Source organism: Aeromonas sp. R1-1 (genome assembly GCF_040908495.1).
Lineage (GTDB): Bacteria > Pseudomonadota > Gammaproteobacteria > Enterobacterales > Aeromonadaceae > Aeromonas > Aeromonas veronii.
Genome location: NZ_JBFODV010000288.1, coordinates 1 through 25,262, shown reverse-complemented (window position 1 = coordinate 25,262; position 25,262 = coordinate 1). Strand labels below are relative to the sequence as shown.

Here is a 25,262-nt window from a genome sequence, read left to right as displayed (position 1 = left end):
CTGATCCCATGCCGAACTCAGAAGTGAAACGCGGTAGCGCCGATGGTAGTGTGGCATTCGCCATGCGAGAGTAGGACACTGCCAGGCACCCAATTAAACGGTGATGTGAAGAATCACGTCACTGGCTGCGAGGATGACATCTCATAAGAAGCAGCAGACAATTTAGCGCAAGCTAACCGAATGCGGAGCGGTAGTTCAGTCGGTTAGAATACCGGCCTGTCACGCCGGGGGTCGCGGGTTCGAGTCCCGTCCGCTCCGCCACTAATTTGAAGGCCTTCCCTATTGGGAAGGCCTTTTTGCTATGGGTGGTTTTGCCCAGAGCCTCCCCTATATTTGCACACCAGAATCAACACATAGCCCAGTCTGACGACCGGGCTTTTGTATTTTTAGCGCCTTAAACCACCAATATCTGGCTTTTCCCTGCCAAGTAAGAGTGCCAGATAGCGGGCTATTTCTACCATTTTCTGGCTATATCAGAGTCTTATCAGTTTCATTCACAGCTATCTGAATGACTCTACAGGGAGCCAAATCATGCTTCTGCTGCTTTCTGACTACAGGGCAGCCCCATATTTACCACCTCCGCTTCCATCTGCACGTCGATCTTGAAGCCCAGCAGCTTGGCTAGGTTGGGAAGGCCGAGATTGCCGTATTAATCAGATATCGTTCAAGCAAAGAGGCCTTCCCGACGGGAAGGCCTCTTTGCTTTATCTATCAGGTGATTACCATCACTCGGTCTATTTATCAGGGCTTCTCTTTGTTGCCAATGCTCAGGCCGAGCTTGATGGAGAGGGCCGCCAGTAACAGCAACATCATAATCAGAGAGAAGAAGTTGCTGCCAAGCTCCGGGTATTGCACCTTGAGCAGCGCAGAGTGACCGAAGGCACCGATAAAGAAGCAGAGCAGGGTACAGATGGGAGTGTTGCCCACCATGGGCTCATGGCGATAGTGCTGAAAGAGCTGGTAGGCCGCCAGCCAGAGGGCAATCAGCGGGAAGAAGGAGAAAGGCACGACCGAGTTGGTCAGCACGGCCAGAGAGGCATCACCACAGATACCAATCAGCATGGCCATGGCGAGCGGTTTTTTCGGGATCATAAGCTGTTCAGTCATATCGTTCTCCATCCTGTGGTCATGGGTGAGGTTCACGGCGCTTCTGGTTTTGTACCTCGGCGCCCATGGCGATCATCCGCAGTTGGCGAATTGTTCGGTCGGAGAGTGCCCGGCACTCTTCGCTGGTCATGTCGAGCGCATCGGCACCGGCACTGAAGACGATGGTGACCATGGCTTCTGCCTGGATATAGGCATCTTCCCGTGGTGCTTCGGTGGTGGCTTCCAGATAATCGGTCAGCTCTGCGATAAAGTGCTGGATTTCGCGAGCCACCGCCTGACGAAAGGCGGCCGAGGTGCCGGAGCGTTCCCGCAGCAGCAGCCGGAAGATGTTGGGGTTGTTCTCGACGAACTCCATAAAGGTTTGCACCGAGGTGCTGATGACACTGCCGCCACCGGCAATGCGCTGGCGTGCCTGGCGCATCAGTTGGCGCAGGGTGAGACCTCCTTCGTCAACCAGGGTCAGGCCCAGCTCCTCCATATCGCGAAAGTGGCGATAGAAAGAGGTGGGCGCGATACCCGCTTCGCGAGCGACTTCCCGCAGGCTGAGATTGGAGAAACTCCGATTGGCGCACAGTTGGCTGAACGCAGCATCGATCAATGTACGCCGGGTTTTTTCTTTTTGTTGAGCGCGAATACCCACGAAATCAGTCACCTTCAGCTTAACGAGGACAAATGATAACCCGAAGGCGCCTCAGGATCAGGTTTGTATCCTACTTTTTTACCATTGACCGTGAGGAAATCACCATAGAAAATGGCTAACAGCCGTTCGCTGAAAGGATGCAATGAGATGGCCAGACCCCCCATTATTTTGACTAATACCCTGCTGTTTTCCCTCTCCGGGATAGTGGCGTTGATTGTCGTACCCTGGTACGGCATGAGCCACGGTTACGATCTCTGGCAGTGGGCCAGTTTCCTGTTGTTGTTCTGCCTTAGTGGTCTCTCCATCACCGCAGGCTATCACCGGCTCTGGTCGCACAAGGCCTACAAGGCGGACCCCGCTTTGCAGTGGTTGTTTGCCATCGGCGGTGCGTTGGCGCTGCAGAATTCTGCCCTGCACTGGTCGGCCGATCACCGCCGTCACCATCGTCATGTGGATGACAACGATAAAGACCCCTACAGCGCGGGGCGCGGCTTCTGGTATTCCCACATCGGCTGGATGTTGCGGGAGCATCAAGGAGATCGCTATGGCGATTACAGCAATGTGCGTGATCTGCAGAACAACCCGGTGGTCGCGTTTCAGCACCGTCACTATCTGACACTGGTGCTGGCGACCAATCTGGGGCTGCCGCTGCTGTTTGGTCTGATCCACGGAGATCTGCTCGGCATGTTGCTGTTGGCGGGCGTACTGCGGATGGTGATGACTCACCACACCACCTTCTTCATCAACTCGCTGGCCCATATCTGGGGCAGTCAGCCTTATACCGACCGCAATACCGCTCGCGATAACGGCATCCTGGCTTTTTTCACCTTTGGCGAGGGGTACCACAACTTTCACCACCTGTTCGAGAATGACTACCGCAACGGCATTCACTGGTGGCAGTTCGATCCGACCAAGTGGTTGATCCGGCTCGCCTCCTGGTGTGGTCTGGCGGGAGATCTCAGATCTTCGCCGGAGGAGCGTATTGAGCAGGCCCGGCTGCAGATGCAGCTGAAACGGGCACAAGCCAAGTTGCGCAAGCAGGAAGATCGAGAACTGTGGCAGGCGCTGCTGCAGGAGGAGTACGACAAGCTGAGTCAGCAGCTACAACACTATTACGCCAGTCGCAAGCGGCTGCTGGAGCTGCGCAAGCGCAAGGCGCTGGCGCGCTATGACCGTCTCAAGCTGCAACTGGAGTACCGGACCCTGCGGGATGGCTTTATCGCAGGTAAACGCAACTGGAGTCGCCTGCTGGCAGGCATTGCATGATGCCGTCTGGTTATCACAGAGACTAAAAGAGAAGACCGCCTGCTGGCGGTCTTCTCTTTGGTATGCATGTTAGAACGGACTAGTTGGCTTGGCTCTGCTGTTGCTGCAACTGATCCAGTGCCTGCTGTTGCTCCTGCTGGCTAAGACCCAGTTGTTCGCAGGCCTGCTCAAACTGACCCTCGGATGGCACATCATGATATCCAATAACGGGAGGGCTTAGTTGGCTTGGCCCTGCTGTTGCTGCAACTGATCCAGTGCCTGCTGCTCCTGCTGGCTGAGGCCCAGCTGTTCACAGGCCTGCTCAAAGCTGATCCCCAGATGGCACATCATGATATCGATGGCGGGCAGATAGTTCTTCATAGCTTCTTCCATGGTGATCCTCCAGACCCGTCACTTATGCCCTGAACCACTCGGTGCGGCAATTAGACTTTAGGCTTAGTCTGTCCATTTGATAAGCACCCCTGCCACTGGGGGAGGGAATTTGTTACCCTGCACCATGATAAAAACGGTTGCCGTATGACTGCGAGCAACAGGTGAGGAGCAGGGCATGTTATTGAGTTTCTTGATCATCGCTTCAGGTTGGTGGCACATCCGTTCTGCCTACGGTTCAGACAGCCGCCAGTTCTATATCAGCAAGCCGCTGACCATGCTGCTTATCATCGCGTTGGCATTCGGCTACCAGAGTTATGACCACGATGGTTCACACGCCTGGATCCTGCTCGGCCTTTGTCTCTCGCTGGCGGGCGATGTGCTGCTGATGTTGCCAAGCGATCGCTTCATTCAGGGGTTGGCGGCATTTCTTGTCGCGCATCTCTGCTATATCGTCGGTTTTGCTCAGGGGCCGTTGTTGCTCAATCTGGTGGATGGTTTGCTGCTGTTGCTGATCGCCGGCATGGTTTTTGGCCTGCTGTGGGGCAAGCTGGGGGAGATGCGGATCCCGGTCTTCTGCTACATGCTGGTGATCATCGGCATGGCCTGGGTGGCCGCCGGTGCCTGGCACGCCTCTCTCACTGCCGGTTCTGCCGCCGCTCTGGTGGGGGCGCTGATGTTCCTCTTCTCCGACAGCATGCTGGCGCTCGATCGCTTCCGTCGCCCCTTTCCCCACGCCCGCGCCTGGGTGATGAGCAGCTACTTCGCGGCGCAATTCCTGATTGCAGGGTCGCTGGCGGGATAACGCCTTCTGGTTGAGTGCAGGTAACAGATAACGAAAAACGGGTCTTGGCCCGTTTTTCGTTTTATGCCCGGCGGTTTTTCACGCCTCTAGCGGTTCGGCATCCGCAGCCCGTGGGGCGGGGGATTTGAGCAACAGCATCAGGCCGCTGGCGATCAGCAGGAAGATCCCCATGATGTAGAACACCTGGTTGTAGGCCATGATGGCCGCTTCCCGGTTGATGGTGTTGGCGAGTATGGCGTGGGCTTGCTGCTGGGCAATCTCGGGGCCTGAACCCTGCGCCATCATGCTCTGGGCCAGCTGCAGCAGATAGTTTTGCCCCTCGATACTGCTGGCGGCCAGAGTGCTGCCAATCTGCAGCACATGGGTGCGGGTATCGTTGTCGAGCAGGGTCGCGATGATGGCGATACCGAACGCACCACCGAGGTTGCGCAGCACGTTGAGCAGGGTCGAGGAGGAGGGGATCTCGTCGTGGCTCAGGCTGGCGGTGGCGACCAGGGAGAGCGGCACCATGATGAAGGGCTGTCCCAGCGCTCGCACGATGAGCGAATGGATCAGCTGCGGCCCGGCGTAGTCGGCACTCATGTTGACGTTCATAAAGCAGCTGACGGCGAAGATCAGGAAGCCGAAGCTCACCAGATAGCGCGGGTCTATCTTGTGGGTCAGTTTGGGCACCAGCGGCAACACCAGCAGTTGCGGTAGTCCCATCCACATCAGGACTTCGCCGATTTCCAGCGCGTTGTAGTTGTGGATCTGGGTCATATAGAGCGGCAGCACATAGATAGATCCCATCAGCGCCATGCCGAGGATCAGGTAGGCAAAACAGGCGAGGGCAAAGCGCGGGTTGTGCAGCAGCCGCAGATTGACCAGCGGGTGACGGCGGATCAGCTGGCTGATGACAAAGAACACCAACGCCACCGCCGAGATGACCGCCAGTCGCACGATGAAGCTTGAGCCGAACCAGTCCTCCCGGTTGCCCTCTTCCAGTACCACCTCCAGCAAGCCGAGGCCGAGCGCCATGGTGACAATCCCGATGAGGTCTACCCGCTTGATCACGGCCCAGTCCACCGGTTTTTTATCCAGCCCGTGGGCCAGCATGGCCATCACCAGCAATCCTGGCGGCACGTTGAGATAGAAGATGTAGTGCCACGACATCTGCTCGGTGAGCCAGCCGCCGAGGGTCGGGCCGATGGCGGGGGCGAAGGTGGCGCAGAGGCCGAACAGCGCCATGCCGGTGGCCCGCTTCTGTAGCGGCAGCAGGGTGACGATGAGGGAAAAGGCCATCGGGATCAGCGCCCCGCCGGTGAAGCCTTGCAGCGCCCGGAAGACGATCATGCTGGTGAGGTTCCAGCTGAACGAGCAGAGCACGGAGGCAGCGATAAAGGCGCCGGTGGTCCACAGCAGGTAGCGGCGCACACTCAGCCCCCGGCTCAACCAGCCGCTCAGGGGGATGGCGATCATCTCCGCCACCAGATAGGAGGTGGAGATCCAGGAGCTCTCGCTCAGGGTGGCCGACAGGGCCCCCTGAATGTCCTTCAGGGAGGCATTGGTGATCTGGATATCGAGGATGGCCATGAAGGCGCCGATAAGCCCCCCCATGACCGCGATCCAGTTGCGACGTGGAATGGGTTCCATCAGTTGGCAGCCACCACGGGCTCAGGAGTGCGGGTATCCACGATCACTTCGGTGGAGAGACCCGGCAGCAGCTTGCCTGCCAGCGGTCCCGGCTCGGGGATGCGGATCTTCACCGGTACCCGCTGCACGATTTTGGTGAAGTTGCCGGTAGCATTCTCCGGTGGCAGCAGGGCGAACTTGGCACCGGTGGCCGGGGCCAGGCTGTCGATGATCCCCTCGACCGGTTGATCCGGGTAGGCATCGAGTACCACTTCGACCTTCTGGCCCGGCTGCATATGGGCGAGCTGGGTCTCCTTGAAGTTGGCCTCGACCCACACCTGCTGTAGCGGCACCAGGCTGGCGACCTGCATACCGGACTGGACGTAGAGCCCTTCCCGCAGGCTGCGCTTGCCGATGATGCCGTCGGCCGGTGCCCGCAGTTCGGTGTAGCCGAGCTCCAGCTTGGCCTGCTCCAGTTGTGCTTCGCTCAATGCCAGCTTGGCCAGATTCTGTTTGCGCTCGGCATCCAGTACCAGCAGTCGTTCACGTGCCGCCTGCAGGGCGGCTTGGGCCTCCCGGGCTTGCGCCTGATTGACCTGCAGGCCGGCACGCACCTCGTCCAGACTGTCTTGCGAGCTGTAGTGGCGCTGGTTGAGCTGACTGATCCGGTTGACCTGCTGGCTGGCGCGCAGCTGTTCGGCGTTGGCGGAGGCGACCTTGGCCTCGGCCTGCTGGATCAGGCTCAGTTGTTGGGTGCGGGTGGCGGCCAGATTTTCGGCCGTCGCCTGATTGAGGCGCAGGTCGGCTTCGGCCTCCGCGACCCTGGTTTTGTATTCGCGATCATCGAGACGGGCGATCAGTTGGCCCGCTTTGACCGGCTGGTTGTCGGTGACCAGCACTTTGCGGATATAGCCGGGCAGCTTGGAGCTGATCCCGGTCACTTCACTTTGCAGATAGGCGTTGTCGGTGCTTTCAAAATAGCGGCCGTGAAGATACCAGTAACCGGCGAACAGCAGACCGAGCAGAGCCAATATCATGGCTGCCAGCAGGGGAATTTTTTTGTGTTGACTCATTTTTGTGATTCCTGAACTTAAGGGGCGCAGGCTAACACTGGTCAACTGTTTCGATTAGTATTGGTTCACGAGATATACAGTTTCACTGGTGCAACAATGGATCTCAATGCCGCGTTAATTCTGGTGCGTATCGTCGATAAGGGCTCGTTTACGGGGGCCGCCCGCGAGCTGGGAATGACCAAGGCGATGGTCAGCCGCCGCATCGCTGAACTGGAACAGCGGCTCGGAGTGCGTCTGCTCTATCGCTCCACTCGTCAGCTCACTTTGACCGAGGAGGGGGAGAAGTACTACCTGCACTGTAGCAAGGCGGTCGATGCCCTGACCGAAGCCGAGCTGATGCTGAGCGCCAGCCAGCAGGAGGTGACCGGCACTCTCAAACTGGCGGTGCCCATCGAGACGGGGCAACTGGTGGTCGGGCGCTTGGTCGCCAAGTTTTTGCAGGCCTATCCCGCCCTGCAGGTGGAGCTGGAGCTGACCAACCGGGTGGTAGATCCCATCAGCGAAGGGCTGGATGCGGTGGTGCGGATTGGCGACATGAGCGACTCCAATCTGGCGGCGCGCCGACTCTGGAGCACCGGAAGGCTGCTCTGTGCCAGCCCGGACTATCTGGCCCGCAGCCCGGTCATCGAGCGGCCGGAGGATCTGGCCAACCACGAGCGGGTGACGGTGAGCAGCGGGTTTCTCGCCTCTCACTGGTGTTTCGAGCTGGATGGCAGAGAGGTGCTGGTTGACCCCCCATCCCGTTTTCGGGTCAATAATATTACCTGTGCCCGGGAGGCGGCGAAGGCGGGGCTGGGGTTGGCTTCGTTACCCGCTATGCTCTGTCAGGATGAGCTGGCCAGCGGCGAGCTGGTGATCCTGCTGCCAGAGTGGCAGCAACCCAGGGTGCCGATTTATTTGCTGTTTCCGGAGCGGCAACTGATGCCGCGCAAGTTGCGGGCATTCATCGATTTCATGATTGAGAACGGCGCCGAGTTTGGCATCGACAAGTTGTTGTAAGGGGGAGCTATGGATAACTGGATCAATCTCTATCGCGCCTCACACACCCTGGAGGCGCACGCGTTGAAAGGGGCGCTGGAGGCGGAAGGGGTGCTGGTGCGCCTCAATGGCGAGGGGCTGTCTGGCGCCCTTGGCGAGCTGCCGGTCGACATGTTGCAGGTGACCCTGATGGTGCGGGCCGAGGATCGCAGCAAGGCAGGACGGGTCATCGAGCGTTACCAGCAGCGTCAGGGTAACGGCTGGCTGTGCGGTCAGTGCGGGGAGGAGAACGGCGCCAACTTCGACGTCTGCTGGCGCTGTCACCACGATCCCCACGACAGCTGAGCTTTCTTCCGCTAGCGCGGCGGGAACTCGATATCTTCCCCTGCGCTGGCATCGTGATAGGTCGCCAGATCCAGCTCGTTTTCGCTGCGGGCGATCAGTACCGATACCAGAATATCCCCCGATACATTGACCGTGGTGCGCGCCATGTCGAGGATCCGGTCAATGCCTGCAATCAGTGCCACCCCTTCCAGCGGCAAGCCCACCGCCGTCAGGGTCAGGGTCAGCAGCATCAACCCGGTGCCAGGGGTACCTGCCGTACCGATACTGGCCAGGGTGGCGATGCTGATGATGGTCAGATAATCGACCATGTGCAGATCCACCCCGAATGCCTGAGCTACAAACAGCGCAGTCACTCCCTGATAGAGGGCTGTACCATCCATGTTGATGGTGGCGCCGATGGGCAGCACCTTGGCGGTGATGGCGGGGGAGACTCCCAGCCGCTTCTCGGCGCAGGCCAGACTGATGGGTAGGGTGGAGTTGCTGGAGCTGCTGGTGAAGGCCACCGCCTGAGCGTCAACGATGCTCTTGAAGTAGTGCAGCGGATTGAGCCGTGCCAGCAGGAGCAGCAGGGTGCTGTAGACCCCGAGCACGTGCAGCAGGCAGCCGAGATAGACGGCGCCGATCACCTTGAGCAGCGGCAGCAGCAGATCGAGACCGTACTTGCCGGTCATCCAGGCCATCAGGGCGCAGACACCGTAAGGCGCGAGCGCCATCACCATCTGGGTCAGCTTGAACATCCCCTCGGCCAGCGAGGTGAAGAAGAGGATGGCGGGGCGGCCACGGCGACCGCTGGCGTTGAGGGCGACCGCCAGCGCCACCGCAAAGACGATCACTTGCAGGATCTTGCCATCCACCATCGCCTGTACCGGGTTGCTCGGCACCAGATGGCTCAGCACGCTGGCCAGGGTGGGTGGTTCCGACATACCGACCCGCTCATAGGGGCCCATGTCGGCACCCATGCCGGGTTCCAGCAGCCAGCCCATCATCAGGCCGATGCAGATGGCGATGGCGGTCGAACAGAAGTAGAGGCAGATCGCCTTGCTGCCGATGCGATCGAGGGCCTTGCCCTTGAGCAGCGAGGTGAGACCGGCGATGACCGAGCAGAAAATGAGGGGCACCATCAGCATCTGGATGGTGTTGACGAACAGGACGCCAAGGGGCTTGAGCAACAGGGCTTGCTCTTCAAAGCCGACGCCCAGACCCACCCCTGTCAGCATGCCGATCAGGGTCTTGAGCCAGAGTGGTCGGCGGGTCCAGATCTGCCAGGGCTTGAGAGCCTCTCCATGGAACAGCATGACGCCAATATCCTTATACATTGTCTGCGATGGCCAAAAAGGGGCGCCAGTGTAGCGATCCCTGACGCGGGTTGCCACATTATCGACAAAGCGGTGGCGGTGACCACTCCCCTGACCAGGAAATGCGCAATTTATTGGCCTATATCAAGATCCCTCTGGGCGTGGAGATATTTAATTGGCATTAAATATGTTCATTATTGAGGTGAGAGATGTCGCAATCGGTTCATGGTCATGAAGTGATGGAGATGATGTTGACACAAGGGGGGCAATTTACCCGTGTCAGCCTGAAACAGGCGATGGCTGAACGGTTCGGTGCCGAGGCCCGTTTTCATACCTGCAGCGCCAGCGAGATGGATGCGGAAGAGCTGATCGACTTTCTGGCTGCCCGCGGCAAATTCATCGACTCGGCCGAGGGTTTCCAGACCCGCGCCGACAAGATCTGCAACCACGGTTAATCCCGCTGCGAGCGCATCATGGCGCTCGCTCAATTCTTCGCCCTTTGCTATATTTCGCCCCCTCTCTTTTCCCTATTCAGGGCGTAGCCCGGGCGTTGTATGGATACTTTTTCTGCCGCAGTCATGCTGTTTCTGATCATGGACCCGCTGGGCAACCTGCCGGTCTTCCTCTCTATCCTGCGTCATATCGATCCCAAGCGACGTCGCAAGGTGATGGTGCGCGAGCTGCTCTTCTCGCTGGCCATCATGATGCTGTTCCTGTTCGTCGGTCAGCAGATCCTCGGCTTCCTCAACCTGCGGCAGGAGGCGGTCAGCATTGCGGGGGGCATTATCCTGTTCCTGATCGCCATCAAGATGATCTTCCCGAGTGAGGGGGGCGTGACCGGGCTGGCGGCGGGCGAGGAGCCCTTCCTGGTGCCGATGGCGATCCCGATGATTGCCGGCCCCTCGATCCTCGCCTCTTTGATGCTGCTGGCCAATCAGGAGCCCAGCCGGATGGTGGACTGGTCGCTGGCGCTCTTTATGGCCTGGGCCGCCAGCGCGGTGATCCTGATGTTCTACGAGGTATTCAACAAGCTGCTGGGTGAGCGGGGACTCACTGCTGTGGAACGACTGATGGGCATGCTGCTGGTGATGATCTCGGTCCAGATGTTGCTGGACGGGGTACATCACTATCTGGCGGTGACCGGTCAGGGCTGAGAGGTTTACATCTTGAAGTGAATGAAACGGGGCTACGCAGAGCCCCGTTTTTTGTGCCGCCGAGAAGGCGTGCCGTCACCCGTGAGTGGTCGCAGCGGGTTCCAGTTTGCTCATGATGAGGGAGAGCAGCAATTCCCGCAGCCAGCGGTGGCCCGGATCCTCGCTGTGACGCTGATGCCAGATGAGCAGATGGGAGATGCTGTCCAACCCGATGGGCAGCGGCAGCTGCAACAGCGGATAGACCTGGGTGGCGTGGCGGGCGTAGAGCCGGGATAGCGTCACTATCATGTCGGAGTGCATCCCCATCCGCAGCGCCGCCTCGAAGGAGGGCACGGTTGCCTCGATACGTCGGTAGAGATCCTGCTCCGCCAGCTTGTGATCCAGCATCCAGCGGTCCCGCCCCTCGCAGTAAGTCTGCACATGGGGATAGCTGAGGTAGTGCTCCAGATTCCAGTTGGGCTCCCGCAGCGCGGGGTGGTGCTGTTGCACCAGACAGGTGAGATCATCGACCGCCAGCACTCGCTGACAGATGCTGTCGGGCAGGGTATCGAGCCGATAATCGGAGCTGATGCAGTTCTCTCGCACCGCGAAGGCGATGTCCACCTGTCCCTGACTCATCTCGGTCAGACTGTTCTCGGTCCACTCCTCGTAACGCAAGCGGATCCTTGGTGCCTGCCGCTTCAGCTCGCTCAGGTAGAGTGGGGCAAACAGGGTAAAGGCGCTGTCCATGCTGGCGATGACGAACTCTCGCTCCGAGCTGGCGGGGTCGAACTCGGGCGGCTGGATCAGGTTATCCAGCGACAGCAGGATGGGTTGCAACTGCTGTTGCAGCGCAAGGGCGCGGCCGGTGGGTTCCAGCCCGTAGGCGGAGCGGATGAAGAGGGGATCATTGAAGGTATCGCGCAGACGGCCGAGGGCTTTGCTGACGGCGGACTGGCTCAGATGAAGGCGGCGTGCCGCCTTGCTGCCGTTGCGCTCTTCTAGCAGTACCTGCAGGATAATCAGCAAATTGAGGTCGATGCGACCCAGTTGTTCCAGCAGCATGATATGAATCCTCTTCAATTCTAAGATGAATTTATACCATTTGTTTTCATATCTTGGCGATCTTATCCTCGAATGGTCTCAGGTTCGCATGAACCACTGGTACAGGATGTAGCGGTTGAGGGGACATGTAGCACAATCAATATGGCGACCTCAGGGTCGCCCTATTTTTTGGCTATGATTTATTTGCTCACTTGCACCTGCCTTGATTTTGCCCAACAATCCCTTCGCTCTATTTTGATACAAGTAACAGATATCTCTTTGTGAGGGAGTATCCCTATGGGACTCGGTGGAATTCATATCTGGCATATGCTGATCCTCTTGCTGGTCGTTGTGCTGGTCTTCGGCAGCAAGCGTCTTGCCAGTGCAGGTGAGGATCTGGGTACCGCCATCAAAGATTTTCGCAAGGCGATGCGGGACGACGCAAATCATCCGAAATAAGCAGTAGGAGTAGAAAATGTCTGTAGACGAGAAAGTTGAACTGAACGAAACCTGTGACAGCTGTGGCTGTTTTGCCGAGATCGGCACCATCATCGGCGAAGGCGACGATGTGATGGATCTGGTTATTGAAGCCGCTGCCGAGGCGGATGCCCGCGCCAAGCTGGCTGCCTATGAAGCTCTGGCCAAACAGGTCACTGCCGAAGCTCAAGTGAGCAGCGAACTGACTCAGGGCGCCAATGGCGTGATCCTGAAAGCCCGCCTGCAATTCACCTGCACCGCCGAAAAACTGATTTTCGAAATGCGGGCCCGCTCTATCTGAGTTGTCTGATAACGCGGCAGGTTTGCCTGCCGTGTTGACCCTTCTGCTGTGGGTCGGCGTTCTATAGTTACTCTATCCCACAGACGTTTTTGCCCGGCGCGAGTCGGCCAACAGAAGGCGCAAACATCATGACGCAGCGATGGATCTCTGCCCCCAATCCCACCCTCTATCGTGATCCGTGCTGCCAACAGGCAGCAGGTGTGACGTCATCACAGGGGCAGCCATCGTGATGCGACGCTGGATCTGGGCGCTGCTGGCCCTCTGCTGTTTTCCCCTGCTGGCGGCTGAACTCAAGCCACAGCGTCTGCCCCAACCCGGGGATCTCGAAAGCATTCTGCAAAAGCGCGAACTCAGGGCTCTGGTGGTCTATGAGCGCGGCTTCTATTTTCTCGATCGCGGCGCCCAGTACGGCATTCTGGTCAATCAGCTGCAAGGGTTCGAACGCTGGCTGAACAAGACCTATCTCGCCAAAGAGAAGGTCAAACTCAAGGTGGTCTACATCCCGGTGCGTCAGGACAAGCTGCTGGACTATCTGACCGAGGGGCGTGGCGATCTGGTGGCGGCAACCATGACGGTGACCCCGACCCGGCGTGAACAGGTGGCCTTCTCCCGGCCGCTCATTTCATCCATAGAGGAGTGGGTGGTGAGCCAGCAGAGCCTGCCCGCCTTCAGCCGCATTACCCAGCTCTCCGGCAGACGGGTCTGGGTGCGCGCCAGCTCCAGCTACTACGAGAGTCTGCGCCAGCTCAACTGGCTGTTTCGCGAGCTGGGGTTGCCCCCCGTCTATATCGAAACGGTGCCCGAATACCTGCAGGATGGCGATCTGCTGGAGATGGTGGCCGCCGGCATTATTCCCCTGACGGTGACTGACAGCTACAAGGGGCGGATCTGGTTGGGTGGCATGATCTCCGGCCTCAAGGCCCACAAGTTGATCCCCCTGCGCAGCAATGGCACCAGCGCCTGGGCGCTGCGCAAGAACAGCCCCGAGCTGCTCAAGGCGGTCAATGGCTATCTGGCGAGTGTCAGCCGCAACAGCCTTTACAGCGACATGACCCTGCGCCGGTTGCTGGTTCGCAGCGATCAGATGAGCAATATCCTGGCGCCGGATCCCATGGGGCGCCTCGCGACCATTCGCAAGGTGCTGGAGAAGTACGCCAATCAATACGATCTCGACTGGTTGATGCTGGCGGCGCTTGGCTACAAGGAGTCCGGCCTCAATCCCAAGGCGCGCTCGCCCAAGGGGGCCGTGGGCCTCATGCAGCTGCTGCCCAGCACAGGGCGGGAGGTCGGCATCAACGGCGCCAGACTCACCACGCTGGAGGGAAATGTGGAGGCCGCCTGTCGCTACATGCGGTTGATCCTCGATACCTACTTCAATGATCCCAAGCTGGATCGACTCAACCGCCACCTGTTTGCCCTCGCCGCCTACAACGCCGGGCCGAACCGGGTGCAGGCGCTGCGAGGCAAGGCGGAGAAGCTGGGGCTCGATCCCAACGTCTGGTTCGGTAACGTGGATCAGCTGGTGGCCAACGAAGTCGGACAGGGGCCGATCAACTATGTCGGCACCATCTACAAGTACTACGTGGCCTATCGTTTCAGCCTGCCCCAGATTGAGGGCAAGGCTGCCGCTATCGAAGCGGCTCAGCCCTGAGCCGGTTGACCGGCAGGGTCGCCTGCACGGTCGGCAATTGCCAGCCACCGTCCCTGTGTTGCAAAAACCAGTGAGCAGGGCCGGTGGCCGGGATGAGATCTGGCTGGCTGAGCTGGCCCAGATAGCGCAACATCGGGGTATCATGCAGTTCCATCAGCAACTCCTTTTGAATATGTGAAGAGGCTCGCCAGCGTTATGACACCCGGCCATGACAGCAGGATGACACCATGATCCCCGGATCCTTTGCCCTGATCGACGATCCCCAGCTGGCGCTCAAGGTGCGTTGTCACTGGATCCGCCATGCCCGCGAGCGGATCCAGGCGCAGTACTACAGCTGGGAGGAGGACAGCAGCGGCAAGCTGCTGCTGAGCGAGCTGCTTCACGCCGCCCGGCGTGGCGTCAAGGTGCAGCTGCTGGTGGATGATCTCTATGCCGGTGACAACCGCTTTCTGGAGATGGTGGCTCACTACCCGGGGATCGAGGTTCGGCTGTTCAACCCCTTCTGGCTGCGGGGCTGGCGCCCGCTGGCACTGCTGCTGGAGGGGCTGCTCAGCTTTCGCCGCATCAACCACCGGATGCACAACAAGCTGCTGCTGGTGGATGGCAAGCTGGCGCTGATCGGCGGGCGCAACATCGGTGATCGCTACTTCGGTCTGGATCCGCAAGCCCCCTTCGTGGATCTCGATCTCGCCTGTCAGGGGGGACTGTGCCAGCAGATGGTGCAGGGGTTCGAGCAGTTCTGGCACAGCCGCTGGAGTCACCCCATCCGCCATCTGTTGCGCCGCGAGCTGCTGCCCGCCGAAATAGAGGTGGTCAACGACTTCCTGTTCACCATGACGGATCCGGCGGTGGCCACGGTCTACGATCTGCCCGCGGCGCTGTTTGACGAGAGCGATGTGCCGCTGCAATGGCATGAGGGGCGGGCCGAGGTGTGGTTCGATCGTCCCGGCAAGGGGTTGATCTCCCGCCCCACTACCGCCCGTCAGCTGTGGCGCCAGCTGGCAGACAATCCTGGCTCGCTGGGGTTGGTGACCCCTTACCTCATCCTTACTCGCGGGTTCCGGCACCGTCTGGCGCGGCTGCGCCAGCAGGGGGTCGCCATCGACATTCTCACCAACTCGCTGGCCAGCACCGATGTGCCGCTGGTCTATGGCGCCTACCAACGCTATCTCGGCTGGTTGCTGCGTCGCGGGATCCGGGTCGCCGAGTTTGATCACGGCCACGGCAGCCTGCACGCCAAGCTGATCCTGCTGGGGGAGGAGCGGGCGCTGTTTGGCAGCCTCAACCTCGATCCCCGCTCGCTGTTTCTCAATACCGAGCTGATGCTGCATCTGAACTGCCCGCCGATCTGCGAGGCGCTGCGAACGTGGCTGGCTCGCTGGCAGGAGCAGGCGGGTGGATCGCCGCGCAAACCCGAGGGGTGGTCAAGGCGGCTGGTGGCCCGCCTGAGCGACTGGTTGCCATTGCGGCGTTGGCTGTGAGGTGGCCATTTTTTGTGCGAGATCTCGCAAAGCCTTGTAAGCCATTGCTGATGCCCCTTGCGGGTGAATAACCATGCATGAATATATCTTACTGTTTTATAACAATTTAGCGGTGATGATAAGGCTGTTTTTTGTACTCTGATGTGAATGGAATTAGCATAAAAACGTTTTTTATTTTGTTTTTATGCGTAATATTTCAGTTGCAAGGACAAACACGGCGGCTTGTCTGCCGTGTGGACGAAGGTTGTAACGGGTAGCTGGCCAGTTGGATTGCTGCAATTGGCGCTCACTTCAGATGGGTCGCGAACTATCGGAAAGTGAAACAGAGACCCGGCGCGGTCGGACTCCAATATGGAACATGCTATTTGCGAGGGGGTGACATGGACATGTCACCCCACTTTTTTGGCCGCTCGCCACCGTTTACCTTTTTCCATGACTGTTGCTCATCACAAGAGCCGCAGAGTGCAAGGCAATAAAAAGAGGGCCGCAATAGCGGCCCTCGGTCTCATCTGCCCAGTGGGTTAGCCGGCCTTGACGCTGCGGCGACGCTGCAGCCAGACGATCGCCCCGAACAGCAGGAAGCCCGGGATCCACATCCACTCCTTGGTCCAGCGCTCGGTCGGCGCCTTGACGGTGAGGATCTCCTGATCGAACTCCAGCCCCATGGTGGCGGCCGGGCTGCCAAAGGCGACGTTGTCGATCAGCGTCTTGCCATCCTGCTCATAGAGGCTCAGCCCCAGATTGGCCAGCCGCTCTTCGCCATTTGCCCCATCCGGTACGGCGACCAGCAGGGTAAACTTGCGTGGCTTGCCTACGGCATCTTCACCGAGGATCCGCAGCCGCAGGGTGCTCTCCGCCTCCACTTCACCCATGGTTTGGGCCAGCTGGGCAGGCGGGGTCTCGCGATAGGGGTCGTGCACCATGTCCATCCAGAAACCCGGGCGGAACAGGGTAAAGGCGACCAGCAACAGCAGCACGCTCTCGTACCAGCGGCTCTTCACCAGGAACCAGCCCTGGGTGGCGGCGGCGAAGATCAGCATGGCGATGGTCGCCACGATGAAGATCAGCACCCCGTGGGCGAAGTCCACGTCGATCAGCAGCAGATCGGTGTTGAAGATAAACAGAAACGGCAGCGCCGCGGTACGCAGGCTGTAGTAAAACGCCGTGATCCCGGTCTTGATGGGATCGCCCTTTGAGACAGCCGCAGCCGCGAAGGAGGCCAGCCCCACCGGCGGCGTCACATCCGCCATGATGCCGAAGTAGAAGACGAACAGGTGCACCGCGATCAGCGGCACGATCAGACCGTTTTGCTGCCCCAGCGTCACGACCACCGGTGCCAGCAGACTGGAGACGACGATGTAGTTGGCAGTGGTGGGCAGCCCCATGCCAAGGATCAGGCTCAGCAGGGCGGTGAGCAGCAGCATCAGCAGCAGGTTGCCCATGGAGAGGAACTCCACCAGATCCGCCAGCACCAGACCAACCCCGGTCTGGGAGACCGCACCCACGATAATCCCCGCGGTGGCGGTGGCAATGCCGATACCGATCATGTTGCGGGCACCGGCAACCAGCCCTTCCCGCAGATCCACCACGCCGTCAGCGACGGTGCCGTAGTCGTGCTTGCCGTCCTTGCGCAGCCAGTTGAGCAGCGGGCGCTGGGTCAGCAGGATGATCACCAGCATCACTGTACCCCAGAAGGCCGACAGCCCCGGCGAGAGGCGTTCCACCATCAGGCACCACACCAGTACCACCACCGGCAGCAGGAAGTGCAGGCCGGAGAGCAGCACGGCGCGGGTGTTGGGCAGCTCGGTGAGCGGCTTGTCGGGATCTTCGGCAGGCAGCGGTTCATTGCTGGCGGCGATCTTCAACAGGGCCACATAGGTGGCAGCCAGCAGTACCGAGATCCCCGGCAGGGCGTAGTCACCCAGTGCAGGTTTGAGCCAGCCGAGGCCATAGTAGACCGCCAGCGACAGGCCGCTGATGAGGGCCGCGCCAAAGGCAAAACCGGTCAGGCGACGCAGCCAGGGTTTGGGTTGATGGTTGCCGATGGGCTGCATGCCCAGTTTCAGCGCCTCCAGATGGACGATGTAGAGCAGCGCTATGTAGGAGATGGCGGCAGGCAGGAAGGCGTGCTTGATGATCTCCACATAGGGGATACCCACGTATTCGACCATCAGGAAAGCCGCAGCCCCCATCACGGGTGGCATGATCTGGCCGTTGACCGAAGAGGCCACTTCCACCGCCCCCGCTTTCTCTGAACTGAAGCCCACCTTCTTCATCATCGGGATGGTGAAGGTGCCGGTGGTCACCACGTTGGCAATTGACGAGCCGGAAATCAGACCGGTCAGGCCGGAGGCGACCACTGCCGCCTTGGCCGGGCCGCCGCGCAGGTGACCGAGCAGGCTGAAGGCGAGCTGGATAAAGTAGTGACCGGCACCGGCCCGCTCCAGCAGAGCGCCGAACAGCACGAACAGGAACACGAAGCTGGTGGAGACGCCAAGGGCGATGCCGAACACCCCTTCGGTGGTGATCCACTGGTGGTTGGCCAGTGCGGTAAAGCCTACTCCGCGGTGTGCCAGCAGTCCCGGCATCCAGGGGCCCGCCAGGCTGTAGATCAGAAAGACGATGGCGATGACCGCCAGTGCCGGCCCCAGGGCGCGGCGCGCCGCTTCCAGCAGCAGCGGAATGCCGATGCAGGCGGTCACCAGATCGGCGGTGGTGAGGGTGCCGGGGCGCAGCGCCAGTGCTTCATACATCACGAACAGGTAAGACGCGGCGCCTGCAGCGATCAGACCGAGGGCGATATCACCGAGGGGAACCCGATCCCGCGGCGAGGAACGAAATGCAGGGAACACCAGAAAAGCGAGCAACAGGGCAAAGGTGAGGTGAATGGAGCGGGTTTCGGTGTCATTGAGTACGCCAAACCCCACCATGAAGGGGAGTGGCGAGGCGATCCAGAGCTGGAACAGCGACCAGGCCAGTGCCAGCGTGGTGATGATCCAGCCCAGCGGGCCCAGCGGCAGGCGAGCGCCCACATCCTGGGCGATCAGTTCCTCGGTAGAGAGTTGTTTATCTTGCATAGGGTTAACTTGTGCCAACGAGTACAACAAGAGCGACACCCGCCCCCGCAATCAGGCGGCAGACGGGTGTCGAAGAGAGTGACAAAGGCCCCGGGGCCTTCAATCAGAGCCAGCCGCGCTCTTTGTAGTAGCGGGCAGCCCCTTCATGCAGCGGTGCAGAGAGACCCACCTTGATCATGTCGGCCTCTTTCAGGTCGGCAAAGGCAGGGTGCAGGCGCTTGAAGCGATCCAGGTTGTCGAACACCGACTTGACCAGCTGATAGACCACTTCCGGATCGGTTTTGGCGCTGGTGGAGAGCACCGCTTTGCCACCGATGGAGGGAGTCGGCTTGTCGCTGCCCTTGTAGATGCCGCCCGGGATCTCGGCCTTGCTGTAGTAGCTCTTCTCGGCCAGCAGCTTGTCGATGTCGGCGCCGGTCACAGGGACCAGTACTGCATCTGTGGTGGTGGAGGCTTCCTGAATGGCACCGTTCGGGTGACCGACGAAGTAGCTCATGGCGTCGATGTTGTTGTCACCGAGGGCGGAAGCCTGTTCGGCCGGTTTCAGCTCGGAGACCAGACCGAAGTCACCCTTCTTCCAGCCTTTGACCGCCATGATCTCTTCCATGGTGTCACGCTGGCCGGAGCCCGGGTTGCCGATGTTGACGCGCTTGCCCTTCAGGTCGTCGAAGCTGGCGATTTTGGCATCGCGGCGAGCCAGGATGGTGAACACCTCGCTCTGCAGGGAGAAGACGGCGCGCATATCGTCCATGGCCCCTTCGGCCTGGAACGGTGGCAGCCCCTTCATCGCCTTGAACTGGTGGTCGGATTGCATGATGCCGAAGTTGAATTCACCGCTGCGGATGCCGTTGACGTTGGCAACACCGCCGCCACTGGCCGGGGCGTTGCACTTGATCTGGTGATCGGCGGCGCCGCGATTGAGGAAGCGGCAGATGGACTGGCCAGCGACATAGTAGACGCCGGTCTGACCGCCGGTGCCTATGGTCACGAAGCGCTCCTGCGCTTGTACCGGACCACCGAATGAAACACCGACCAGAGCCGCCGACAGGGCGCATGCCAAAGTTAATCCTTTCATTTTTTCTCCCTTTTCTTTGATTTTGTTTATCCGATCCCCGGATAAATTGATGGCAGTCCCGTTCTGCGCCGGGCTTGCCCGCTCTTCTCGTTGCGCGAAAGCGGGGGAGTTGATCACCCCCTTTCCGGCAGTCACCCTCATCCTGTGGTGAGGCTACCGACCTCCTGTCGGTCGAAGATAAATTGGCCCCTGAGGGGCCAAATAAAAAGTTGCAAGCACTCCGATTAAGCACATTCACCCAACATAAATCAAACGAAATGGCAAAATAGCGGAGTTAAATCTTGAGAAACATGACCTCGATCATTCATTTTCTTGCCGAAGATTAATTTGATATGGAGGGAAATGGAAGAGGGAAAAACTACGAGAGGATTCTTATGCGGCCCTTGAATGACAAGGGCCGGAGTCATGAGAGATCAGTTGGCCGGGGTGGCCAGATCCAGGAGAAAGGCGTATTCCAGCGCGATATCCTCGTAGGCTTTGAAGCGGCCCGACTTGCCGCCGTGGCCGGCGTCCATGTCGGTGTTCAGTAACAACTTGTTATCATCCGTTTTCAGATCGCGCAGCTTGGCGACCCACTTGGCGGGCTCCCAATACTGCACTTGCGAGTCGTGCAGCCCGGTGGTGACCAGCAGGTTGGGGTAGGCTTGCGCCTTCACCTGATCGTAGGGGCTGTAGCTCTTCATGTAGTCGTAGTAGCGCTTCTGGTTCGGGTTGCCCCACTCGTCATACTCCCCGGTGGTGAGGGGGATCGACTCGTCCAGCATGGTGGTGACCACATCGACAAACGGCACCTGCGCCACCACGCCGCGATAGAGTTCGGGCGCCTGATTGATGACCGCCCCCATCAACAGGCCGCCGGCGCTGCCGCCCATGGCGTAGACCTGATCTTTGGCACCGTAGCCTTGCTCTACCAGCGCCTTGGTGACATCGATAAAGTCATTGAAGGTGTTCTGCTTTTTCAGCAGTTTGCCATCTTCGTACCAGTGACGGCCCAGCTCTTCACCACCCCGGATATGGGCGATGGCGTAGACGAAGCCGCGATCGAGCAGGCTCAGGCGCGAGCTGCTGAAGTCGGGATCCATGCTGGCGCCGTAGGAGCCATAGCCATAGACCAGCAGCGGATTCTTGGGCGCATCGGCCTGCTCTTTCTTGAACTTGTCCTTGCGATAGACCAGCGACACCGGCACCGATACGCCGTCGCGGGCAGTCACCCAGAGTCGCTCGCTGGCGTACTGGTCGGCCTTGAAGCCGGCCACCGGCTGCTGCTTGAGCAGGGTGCGCTTGCCGCTCGCCATATCCAGCTCATAGGTAGAGGCGGGGGTGGTCATGGAGGAGTAGCCATAGCGCAGGGCGCTGGTATCCGGCTCCGGGTTGTAGGCGAGCCAGGTGACATAGGCGGGATCGTCGAAGGCGATCTCCTTCTCGTCACCGCTCTGCCAGTTGATCTGGCGCAGTCGGGTCAGCCCCTTGTTGCGCTCCTCCAGTACCAGCCAATCCTTGAACAGGGCGTAGCTCTCCAGCAGCACGTCCGGATTGGGGGCGATCACCGCCTTCCAGCGATCGACCGGGCTCTCTTTGGTCTCGTAGAGGCCGAAGTTCTTGCCATCCTTGTTGGAGCGCACATAGAAGCGGCCGCGGTAGTGATCCAGGCTGTATTCGTGATCCACCTGACGGGGCAGGAACAGGCGTGGGGCGTGCTCCGGCTGGTTGGCATCGATCAGCCGTGCTTCGCCGGTGGTGGTGCTGGAGAGGGCGATGACGATGAAATCTTCCGAGGTGGTGGCGTAGAGGCTGATGTAGAAGGAGTCATCCTTCTCCTCGTAGACCAGCTTGTCCGTGGCCGGATCCGTCCCTAGCGTATGGCGATAGACCTGATAGGGCAGCAGGGTCTGCGGGTGCTTGCGCACATAGAAGACGGTCTTGTTGTCGTTGGCCCACACCAGATTGCCGGAGGTATTTTCCAGTTTATCGGTGGCCCACTGGCCGCTCTCCAGATCGAGGAACTGGATCTGGTACTGACGACGGGAGAGGAAATCTTCCGCCACCGCCAGCCAGCGGTTGTTGCGGCTCACTTCAAGGGCGCCGAGGGCATAGAACTCGTGCCCTTCAGCCCGCAGGTTGCTGTCGAGCAGCAGACTCGCCTGCTCTTCACCGAGCTTGGTGCGCGAGTAGATCCCGTACTCCTTGCCCGGCTCATAGCGGGTCTGGTAGCGGTAGCCATTCTTCACATAGGGTACCGACTCATCCTGCTGGGGGATGCGGGCGACCATCTCTTTGTAAAGCTGTTCGCGCAGGGGCTGGGTCGGCTTGAGGATGGCCTCGGTATAGGCGTTCTCGGCCTTGAGATAGTCCAACACCTCGGGCTTCTGCCGCTCGTCGTCACGCAGCCAGTAGTAGTTGTCGATGCGGGTATCCCCGTGTTTTTTCAGAGTGCGGGGATGTTTGGCGGCCACGGGCGGCTGGATTGGATGTTCGCTTGTCAGCATGGCGGGCTCTTCATTGGCATAAGTGGGGGGGAGAACTGTCAGAAAGGCTAGCAGCAGAACTCCTCGGGAAAAGGTAAACATGTCGCATCCTTGGCGCTGGAAAGGGTTGGTAGACCTGAGCATCGGCTCCATGAATTGGCGTTAAATCTGCCCCTTGTTGCCGGTGGTTGCAAGCAATCCCTTGTTATTGCAGGAAATGTAATCAAAAAAAGCCGCTATCTCGCGATAGCGGCCCTCTTTCTGGCCATGAGCGGCAAGAGTCCGCTCAGGTGTGCCTCACATGATATGGGAGTGCCCTCTCATGACCAGTTTTCGTCAGCCTGGGTAGCTCGACCAGCGGTTGGTCGCGCCCTCGTTGCTGATACTCAGTACCTCATAGGGATGGCCCGGAATATCCATGCCAGGCGCACTCTGGGGCATGCCCGGAATGGTCAGGCCACGGATCGCCGGTTTTTCCCTGAGCAGCTTCTGCACATCGGCGGCCGGTACATGCCCCTCGATCACATAGCCATTTACGATACCGGTATGGCAAGAAGCCAGTTCCGGCGCGATACCGTATTGCTGCTTCACTGCGCCGAGCTGTTCGGTTTCGATGACCTCCAGTTCGAAGCCATTCTGCTCCATATGCTCGTTCCAGCTTTGGCAGCAGCCACAATATTTGGATTTGTAGACGGTCATCTTCTCGGCCGCGAGGGCCGAAAAGCTGACGGTACCGGCCAGCATGGCCAGTAACAGGGGTTTGTACATCACTCACCTCAGATTGAAAGAAAAGATGCCCGATACGGGATGCGATTCAGATCCGGGTGCGTGGGGGACGTTCGAGCCGCTCGCACGGGGCGTCCGGCATAAAGAGAGAGGGGGAGGCGAAGTCGGGGGTATCCGGTTCCAGTACGGCGACCGTCAGGCTGTCGCTGCCTACCAGTGTCATCGAGAGGGCGGTGGTAAAGCTGCCGCAGGGCATCGCTTTTTCCAGGGTGCGCTCGCTCTGGCTGCAGTGGGTAGTCAGGGTACAGAGGTCGGTTGCGGCCCGGCTGCCAAACGACATCAACACCAGCACCAGACTCCACAAGGGGAGCCAGCGACGGGCGTGAGCGAGTTGGCGACGGGTGAGAACCATGGAATGACTCGGAAAAAATAAGGGGCACATGGTAACCCTGTGCCCCGGGGGAGGGTCAAGCCCTCCCCATGGTGTCAGTCAGCCAGGATTAAGGTTGCTGACGGGTCGCCGCCAGCACGATCTCGCGCACGCAGACGTTGGCAGGCTGGTTCCAGGCGTAGAGCACCGCATCGGCGATCACTTCCGGCGCAATGACGCCGCCCATCTGATCTTTCCAGTCGTGGTAACCGGCCTTGATGCTCTCGTCAGTGGTATGGCTGAGCAGCTCGGTCTCGACCGCACCCGGGGCAATGGTCACCATCCGCACGCCGACATCGGCCACCTCTTCCCGGATGTTTTCGGTCAGGGCGTGCACGGCGAACTTGGTGGCGCAGTAGGCAGCATGGTTCGGGAAGGTCTTGCGGCCGGCGATGGAGCTGATGTTGATGATGGTGCCGCTGCGGCGCTCCTTCATGCCTGCCAGCACTGCGTGGACGCCGTTCAGTACCCCCATCACGTTGATGTTGAGCATCTGCTGCCACTCGGCGGGATCCTGCACATCGGCCTGACCCAGCAGCATGACGCCGGCGTTGTTGACCATGCAGCCGACCGGGCCAAATTTGGCTTCTGCCTGCTGGACGGCGGCTTTCATGGCGGCGGTATCGGTCACATCGACCCCGATGCAGAGGGTATCGGGCAGGTTCAGCGCCTGCATCGGCTCGACCCGGCGGGCCAGCAGTAGCAGCGGATGACCGGCGGCAGAGAAGGCACGGGCGATGGCGGCACCGATCCCGGCGGAGGCACCGGTGATCACGACGAGAGATTTGGACATGGGTCTTTCCTTCTGATTCAAGAGTCGGTTTGAGCAAACAGGTGGCTGGCCAGCACGGAACCCAATCACTATAGTCACTGCATCTATAAGTGATAAATATTGTTTTCCGCTGGTTATCATCTGAAAAAACTATGGTTGGTTTATGCTGGACTTGAGATTGCTGCGTTTCTTCATCGCCATCTATGAAGAGAAGAACATCACGGCAGCGGCCGAGCGCTGCCACGTCAGCCAGCCCTCCCTCTCGGCGGGGTTGCGCCAGCTGGAAGAGGCGCTCGGTGACAGCCTGTTTGTCCGGGGCAAGAAGGGGGTGGTGGCGAAAGATCCGGCCCACTATCTCTATCCTCACGCGGTCAAGCTGGTGGAGGAGGCGCGCCGTCTGCCGGAGCTGTTTCGCCAGAAAGCGACGCGTGCGAGGCTCAATATCGCCATCATGCCGGACTTGAGCCGCCGCCGGGTGGCCGGGCTGCTGCAGCAAGTACAGCGCGTGTTGCCGCAGCTGGATCTCACCCTCTCCGACTACACCACACCCGCCGACTGCCGCTTGACGCTGGATGCCTTGCGCCGGGAGGATGAGATCTTTCTGCCGCTGTGGGAGGAGGATTACGTGCTCTGCGTGCCGGTCGACCATCCCCTTGCCAGTCGCGAAAGGATCGAGCTGGCCGAGCTGCAACATTATGATTTTATTGAGTGCCCGCCCTGCGAAGCCCATCAGCAGACTATCGGCCTGCTGGCCTGTGACCGGCTTACCCTCAATCTGGTGGCCAAGGCCGAGAGCAAGGGGCTGGTGATGGCGCTGGTGCTGGCGGGGGTCGGCATCAGTTTTCTGCCGGACGGGCTGGTCGAGGATGAGGCGGGGCTCTGTACCCTGCCGGTGAGCGGGCCGCGGATGTTTCGCCGGATTGGGCTCTGCTATCCCGCCCACCAGACCCTCAATCCGGCGCTGCGGGAGCTGATCCCCGAGTTGGCAGGCTATGGCGCTTCCTGATAAGGTCGCTCTCCTGCGCACCTTTACGATGCAGCTCCCCAGACTCCCCTTTTCTGTTTACCTCGCCTTGCACCGCAAGGCTTTGTTCGGGTGATGTGGTCATGAAACGCATTCTGGTTATTTTTTCCCATCCCG

Annotated in this window: 25 protein-coding genes and 1 tRNA gene; 12 read left to right on the top strand and 14 right to left on the bottom strand. The window is 59.8% G+C overall.

All coding sequences use genetic code 11. The annotated features are described in order from the left end of the window. The first annotated feature begins 184 nt into the window (after nucleotides 1-184). A tRNA-Asp gene (locus AB5Y92_RS19495) sits at nucleotides 185-261 on the top strand. 480 nt (nucleotides 262-741) lie between these two features. Here the strand turns inward: AB5Y92_RS19495 and AB5Y92_RS19490 are convergent. Both AB5Y92_RS19490 and fabR read right to left on the bottom strand, forming a co-directional pair. Next, on the bottom strand, nucleotides 742-1,107 hold the full coding sequence (locus AB5Y92_RS19490) for a YijD family membrane protein (RefSeq protein ID WP_139429529.1): 366 nt from the start codon (nucleotides 1,105-1,107) through the stop codon (nucleotides 742-744). A 19-nt stretch (nucleotides 1,108-1,126) separates the two neighbouring features. Further along, the gene (gene fabR, locus AB5Y92_RS19485) at nucleotides 1,127-1,747 is read right to left on the bottom strand and encodes an HTH-type transcriptional repressor FabR (RefSeq protein WP_005339921.1); all 621 of its coding nucleotides are present in this window, start codon (nucleotides 1,745-1,747) and stop codon (nucleotides 1,127-1,129) included. A 147-nt stretch (nucleotides 1,748-1,894) separates the two neighbouring features. Between fabR and AB5Y92_RS19480 the strand changes: the two genes are divergently transcribed. Then, nucleotides 1,895-3,013 (top strand): fatty acid desaturase, encoded by a 1,119-nt coding sequence (locus tag AB5Y92_RS19480; protein WP_368227417.1) that lies wholly within the window; start codon nucleotides 1,895-1,897, stop codon nucleotides 3,011-3,013. 216 nt (nucleotides 3,014-3,229) lie between these two features. Here the strand turns inward: AB5Y92_RS19480 and AB5Y92_RS19475 are convergent, their stop codons facing one another. Next, nucleotides 3,230-3,385 carry a hypothetical protein gene (locus AB5Y92_RS19475; RefSeq protein WP_143233536.1) on the bottom strand — a complete coding sequence of 52 codons (156 nt, stop codon included), beginning with the start codon at nucleotides 3,383-3,385 and terminating at the stop codon, nucleotides 3,230-3,232. Nucleotides 3,386-3,560: 175 nt separating this feature from the next. On the opposite strand from AB5Y92_RS19475, the gene AB5Y92_RS19470 reads away from it, so the two are divergent. Further along, a complete protein-coding gene (locus AB5Y92_RS19470) occupies nucleotides 3,561-4,187 on the top strand; it encodes a lysoplasmalogenase (RefSeq protein WP_128815852.1) in 627 nt (208 codons plus the stop codon). Nucleotides 4,188-4,265: 78 nt separating this feature from the next. Here AB5Y92_RS19470 and AB5Y92_RS19465 read toward each other — a convergent pair whose 3' ends face one another. Both AB5Y92_RS19465 and AB5Y92_RS19460 read right to left on the bottom strand, forming a co-directional pair. After that, entirely contained in the window at nucleotides 4,266-5,819 is a 1,554-nt protein-coding gene (locus AB5Y92_RS19465) for a DHA2 family efflux MFS transporter permease subunit (RefSeq protein ID WP_368227416.1), read from the bottom strand. Then, a complete protein-coding gene (locus tag AB5Y92_RS19460; protein ID WP_368227415.1) occupies nucleotides 5,819-6,871 on the bottom strand; it encodes an HlyD family secretion protein in 1,053 nt (350 codons plus the stop codon). Before AB5Y92_RS19460 ends, AB5Y92_RS19465 begins: the two co-directional genes overlap by 1 nt. Nucleotides 6,872-6,967: 96 nt before the next feature. Here AB5Y92_RS19460 and AB5Y92_RS19455 point away from each other — a divergent pair, with 96 nt between their 5' ends. Further along, the gene (locus AB5Y92_RS19455; protein ID WP_019444678.1) at nucleotides 6,968-7,870 is read left to right on the top strand and encodes a LysR family transcriptional regulator; all 903 of its coding nucleotides are present in this window, start codon (nucleotides 6,968-6,970) and stop codon (nucleotides 7,868-7,870) included. 9 nt (nucleotides 7,871-7,879) lie between these two features. Continuing rightward, the gene (locus tag AB5Y92_RS19450) at nucleotides 7,880-8,194 is read left to right on the top strand and encodes a DUF2007 domain-containing protein (RefSeq protein ID WP_005339933.1); all 315 of its coding nucleotides are present in this window, start codon (nucleotides 7,880-7,882) and stop codon (nucleotides 8,192-8,194) included. 11 nt (nucleotides 8,195-8,205) lie between these two features. On the opposite strand, the gene AB5Y92_RS19445 is transcribed toward AB5Y92_RS19450, so the two are convergent. Beyond that, a complete protein-coding gene (locus AB5Y92_RS19445; protein WP_005357632.1) occupies nucleotides 8,206-9,489 on the bottom strand; it encodes a dicarboxylate/amino acid:cation symporter in 1,284 nt (427 codons plus the stop codon). Nucleotides 9,490-9,698: 209 nt separating this feature from the next. On the opposite strand from AB5Y92_RS19445, the gene AB5Y92_RS19440 reads away from it, so the two are divergent. Then, complete coding sequence (locus tag AB5Y92_RS19440) at nucleotides 9,699-9,944, top strand: YecH family metal-binding protein (RefSeq protein ID WP_368227414.1); 246 nt, start codon at nucleotides 9,699-9,701, stop codon at nucleotides 9,942-9,944. Nucleotides 9,945-10,043: 99 nt separating this feature from the next. After that, nucleotides 10,044-10,643, top strand: a complete 600-nt coding sequence (locus tag AB5Y92_RS19435; RefSeq protein ID WP_040069536.1) for a YhgN family NAAT transporter — start codon at nucleotides 10,044-10,046, stop codon at nucleotides 10,641-10,643. Nucleotides 10,644-10,718: 75 nt separating this feature from the next. On the opposite strand, the gene AB5Y92_RS19430 is transcribed toward AB5Y92_RS19435, so the two are convergent. After that, nucleotides 10,719-11,687 carry a LysR family transcriptional regulator gene (locus AB5Y92_RS19430; RefSeq protein ID WP_005357635.1) on the bottom strand — a complete coding sequence of 323 codons (969 nt, stop codon included), beginning with the start codon at nucleotides 11,685-11,687 and terminating at the stop codon, nucleotides 10,719-10,721. A 276-nt stretch (nucleotides 11,688-11,963) separates the two neighbouring features. On the opposite strand from AB5Y92_RS19430, the gene tatA reads away from it, so the two are divergent. The 3 genes from tatA to AB5Y92_RS19415 all read left to right on the top strand — a co-directional run bounded on the left by tatA (nucleotide 11,964) and on the right by AB5Y92_RS19415 (nucleotide 14,095). Beyond that, nucleotides 11,964-12,125 (top strand): twin-arginine translocase TatA/TatE family subunit, encoded by a 162-nt coding sequence (gene tatA, locus AB5Y92_RS19425; protein ID WP_005339944.1) that lies wholly within the window; start codon nucleotides 11,964-11,966, stop codon nucleotides 12,123-12,125. A 16-nt stretch (nucleotides 12,126-12,141) separates the two neighbouring features. Beyond that, entirely contained in the window at nucleotides 12,142-12,444 is a 303-nt protein-coding gene (locus tag AB5Y92_RS19420; protein ID WP_005339945.1) for a YfcZ/YiiS family protein, read from the top strand. Between the two features lie 229 nt (nucleotides 12,445-12,673). Next, nucleotides 12,674-14,095, top strand: coding sequence for a lytic transglycosylase F (locus AB5Y92_RS19415; protein WP_021231555.1), 1,422 nt, complete (start codon nucleotides 12,674-12,676; stop codon nucleotides 14,093-14,095). Here AB5Y92_RS19415 and AB5Y92_RS19410 read toward each other — a convergent pair. Next, nucleotides 14,073-14,249: a hypothetical protein gene (locus AB5Y92_RS19410; RefSeq protein WP_005339947.1), complete on the bottom strand. Its 177-nt coding sequence runs from the start codon at nucleotides 14,247-14,249 to the stop codon at nucleotides 14,073-14,075. The two genes, AB5Y92_RS19415 and AB5Y92_RS19410, sit on opposite strands and share 23 nt — an antisense overlap. Nucleotides 14,250-14,322: 73 nt before the next feature. On the opposite strand from AB5Y92_RS19410, the gene AB5Y92_RS19405 reads away from it, so the two are divergent. Then, a complete protein-coding gene (locus AB5Y92_RS19405; RefSeq protein ID WP_204481778.1) occupies nucleotides 14,323-15,576 on the top strand; it encodes a phosphatidylserine/phosphatidylglycerophosphate/cardiolipin synthase family protein in 1,254 nt (417 codons plus the stop codon). A 521-nt stretch (nucleotides 15,577-16,097) separates the two neighbouring features. Here AB5Y92_RS19405 and AB5Y92_RS19400 read toward each other — a convergent pair. The 6 genes from AB5Y92_RS19400 to AB5Y92_RS19375 all read right to left on the bottom strand — a co-directional run bounded on the left by AB5Y92_RS19400 (nucleotide 16,098) and on the right by AB5Y92_RS19375 (nucleotide 24,142). Further along, nucleotides 16,098-18,653, bottom strand: coding sequence for a TRAP transporter permease (locus AB5Y92_RS19400; protein ID WP_139443091.1), 2,556 nt, complete (start codon nucleotides 18,651-18,653; stop codon nucleotides 16,098-16,100). A 103-nt stretch (nucleotides 18,654-18,756) separates the two neighbouring features. After that, on the bottom strand, nucleotides 18,757-19,728 hold the full coding sequence (locus AB5Y92_RS19395; protein ID WP_005339950.1) for a TAXI family TRAP transporter solute-binding subunit: 972 nt from the start codon (nucleotides 19,726-19,728) through the stop codon (nucleotides 18,757-18,759). A gap of 413 nt (nucleotides 19,729-20,141) precedes the next feature. After that, nucleotides 20,142-22,295, bottom strand: coding sequence for a S9 family peptidase (locus tag AB5Y92_RS19390; protein ID WP_368227413.1), 2,154 nt, complete (start codon nucleotides 22,293-22,295; stop codon nucleotides 20,142-20,144). Nucleotides 22,296-22,529: 234 nt separating this feature from the next. Continuing rightward, nucleotides 22,530-22,961: a DUF411 domain-containing protein gene (locus AB5Y92_RS19385; RefSeq protein WP_005339953.1), complete on the bottom strand. Its 432-nt coding sequence runs from the start codon at nucleotides 22,959-22,961 to the stop codon at nucleotides 22,530-22,532. 46 nt (nucleotides 22,962-23,007) lie between these two features. After that, nucleotides 23,008-23,331, bottom strand: coding sequence for a hypothetical protein (locus AB5Y92_RS19380; RefSeq protein ID WP_005339955.1), 324 nt, complete (start codon nucleotides 23,329-23,331; stop codon nucleotides 23,008-23,010). 88 nt (nucleotides 23,332-23,419) lie between these two features. Beyond that, on the bottom strand, nucleotides 23,420-24,142 hold the full coding sequence (locus tag AB5Y92_RS19375) for an SDR family oxidoreductase (RefSeq protein WP_005348556.1): 723 nt from the start codon (nucleotides 24,140-24,142) through the stop codon (nucleotides 23,420-23,422). Nucleotides 24,143-24,284: 142 nt separating this feature from the next. On the opposite strand from AB5Y92_RS19375, the gene AB5Y92_RS19370 reads away from it, so the two are divergent. Then, complete coding sequence (locus tag AB5Y92_RS19370; RefSeq protein WP_005339957.1) at nucleotides 24,285-25,127, top strand: LysR family transcriptional regulator; 843 nt, start codon at nucleotides 24,285-24,287, stop codon at nucleotides 25,125-25,127. The last annotated feature ends 135 nt before the right edge of the window (nucleotides 25,128-25,262 follow it).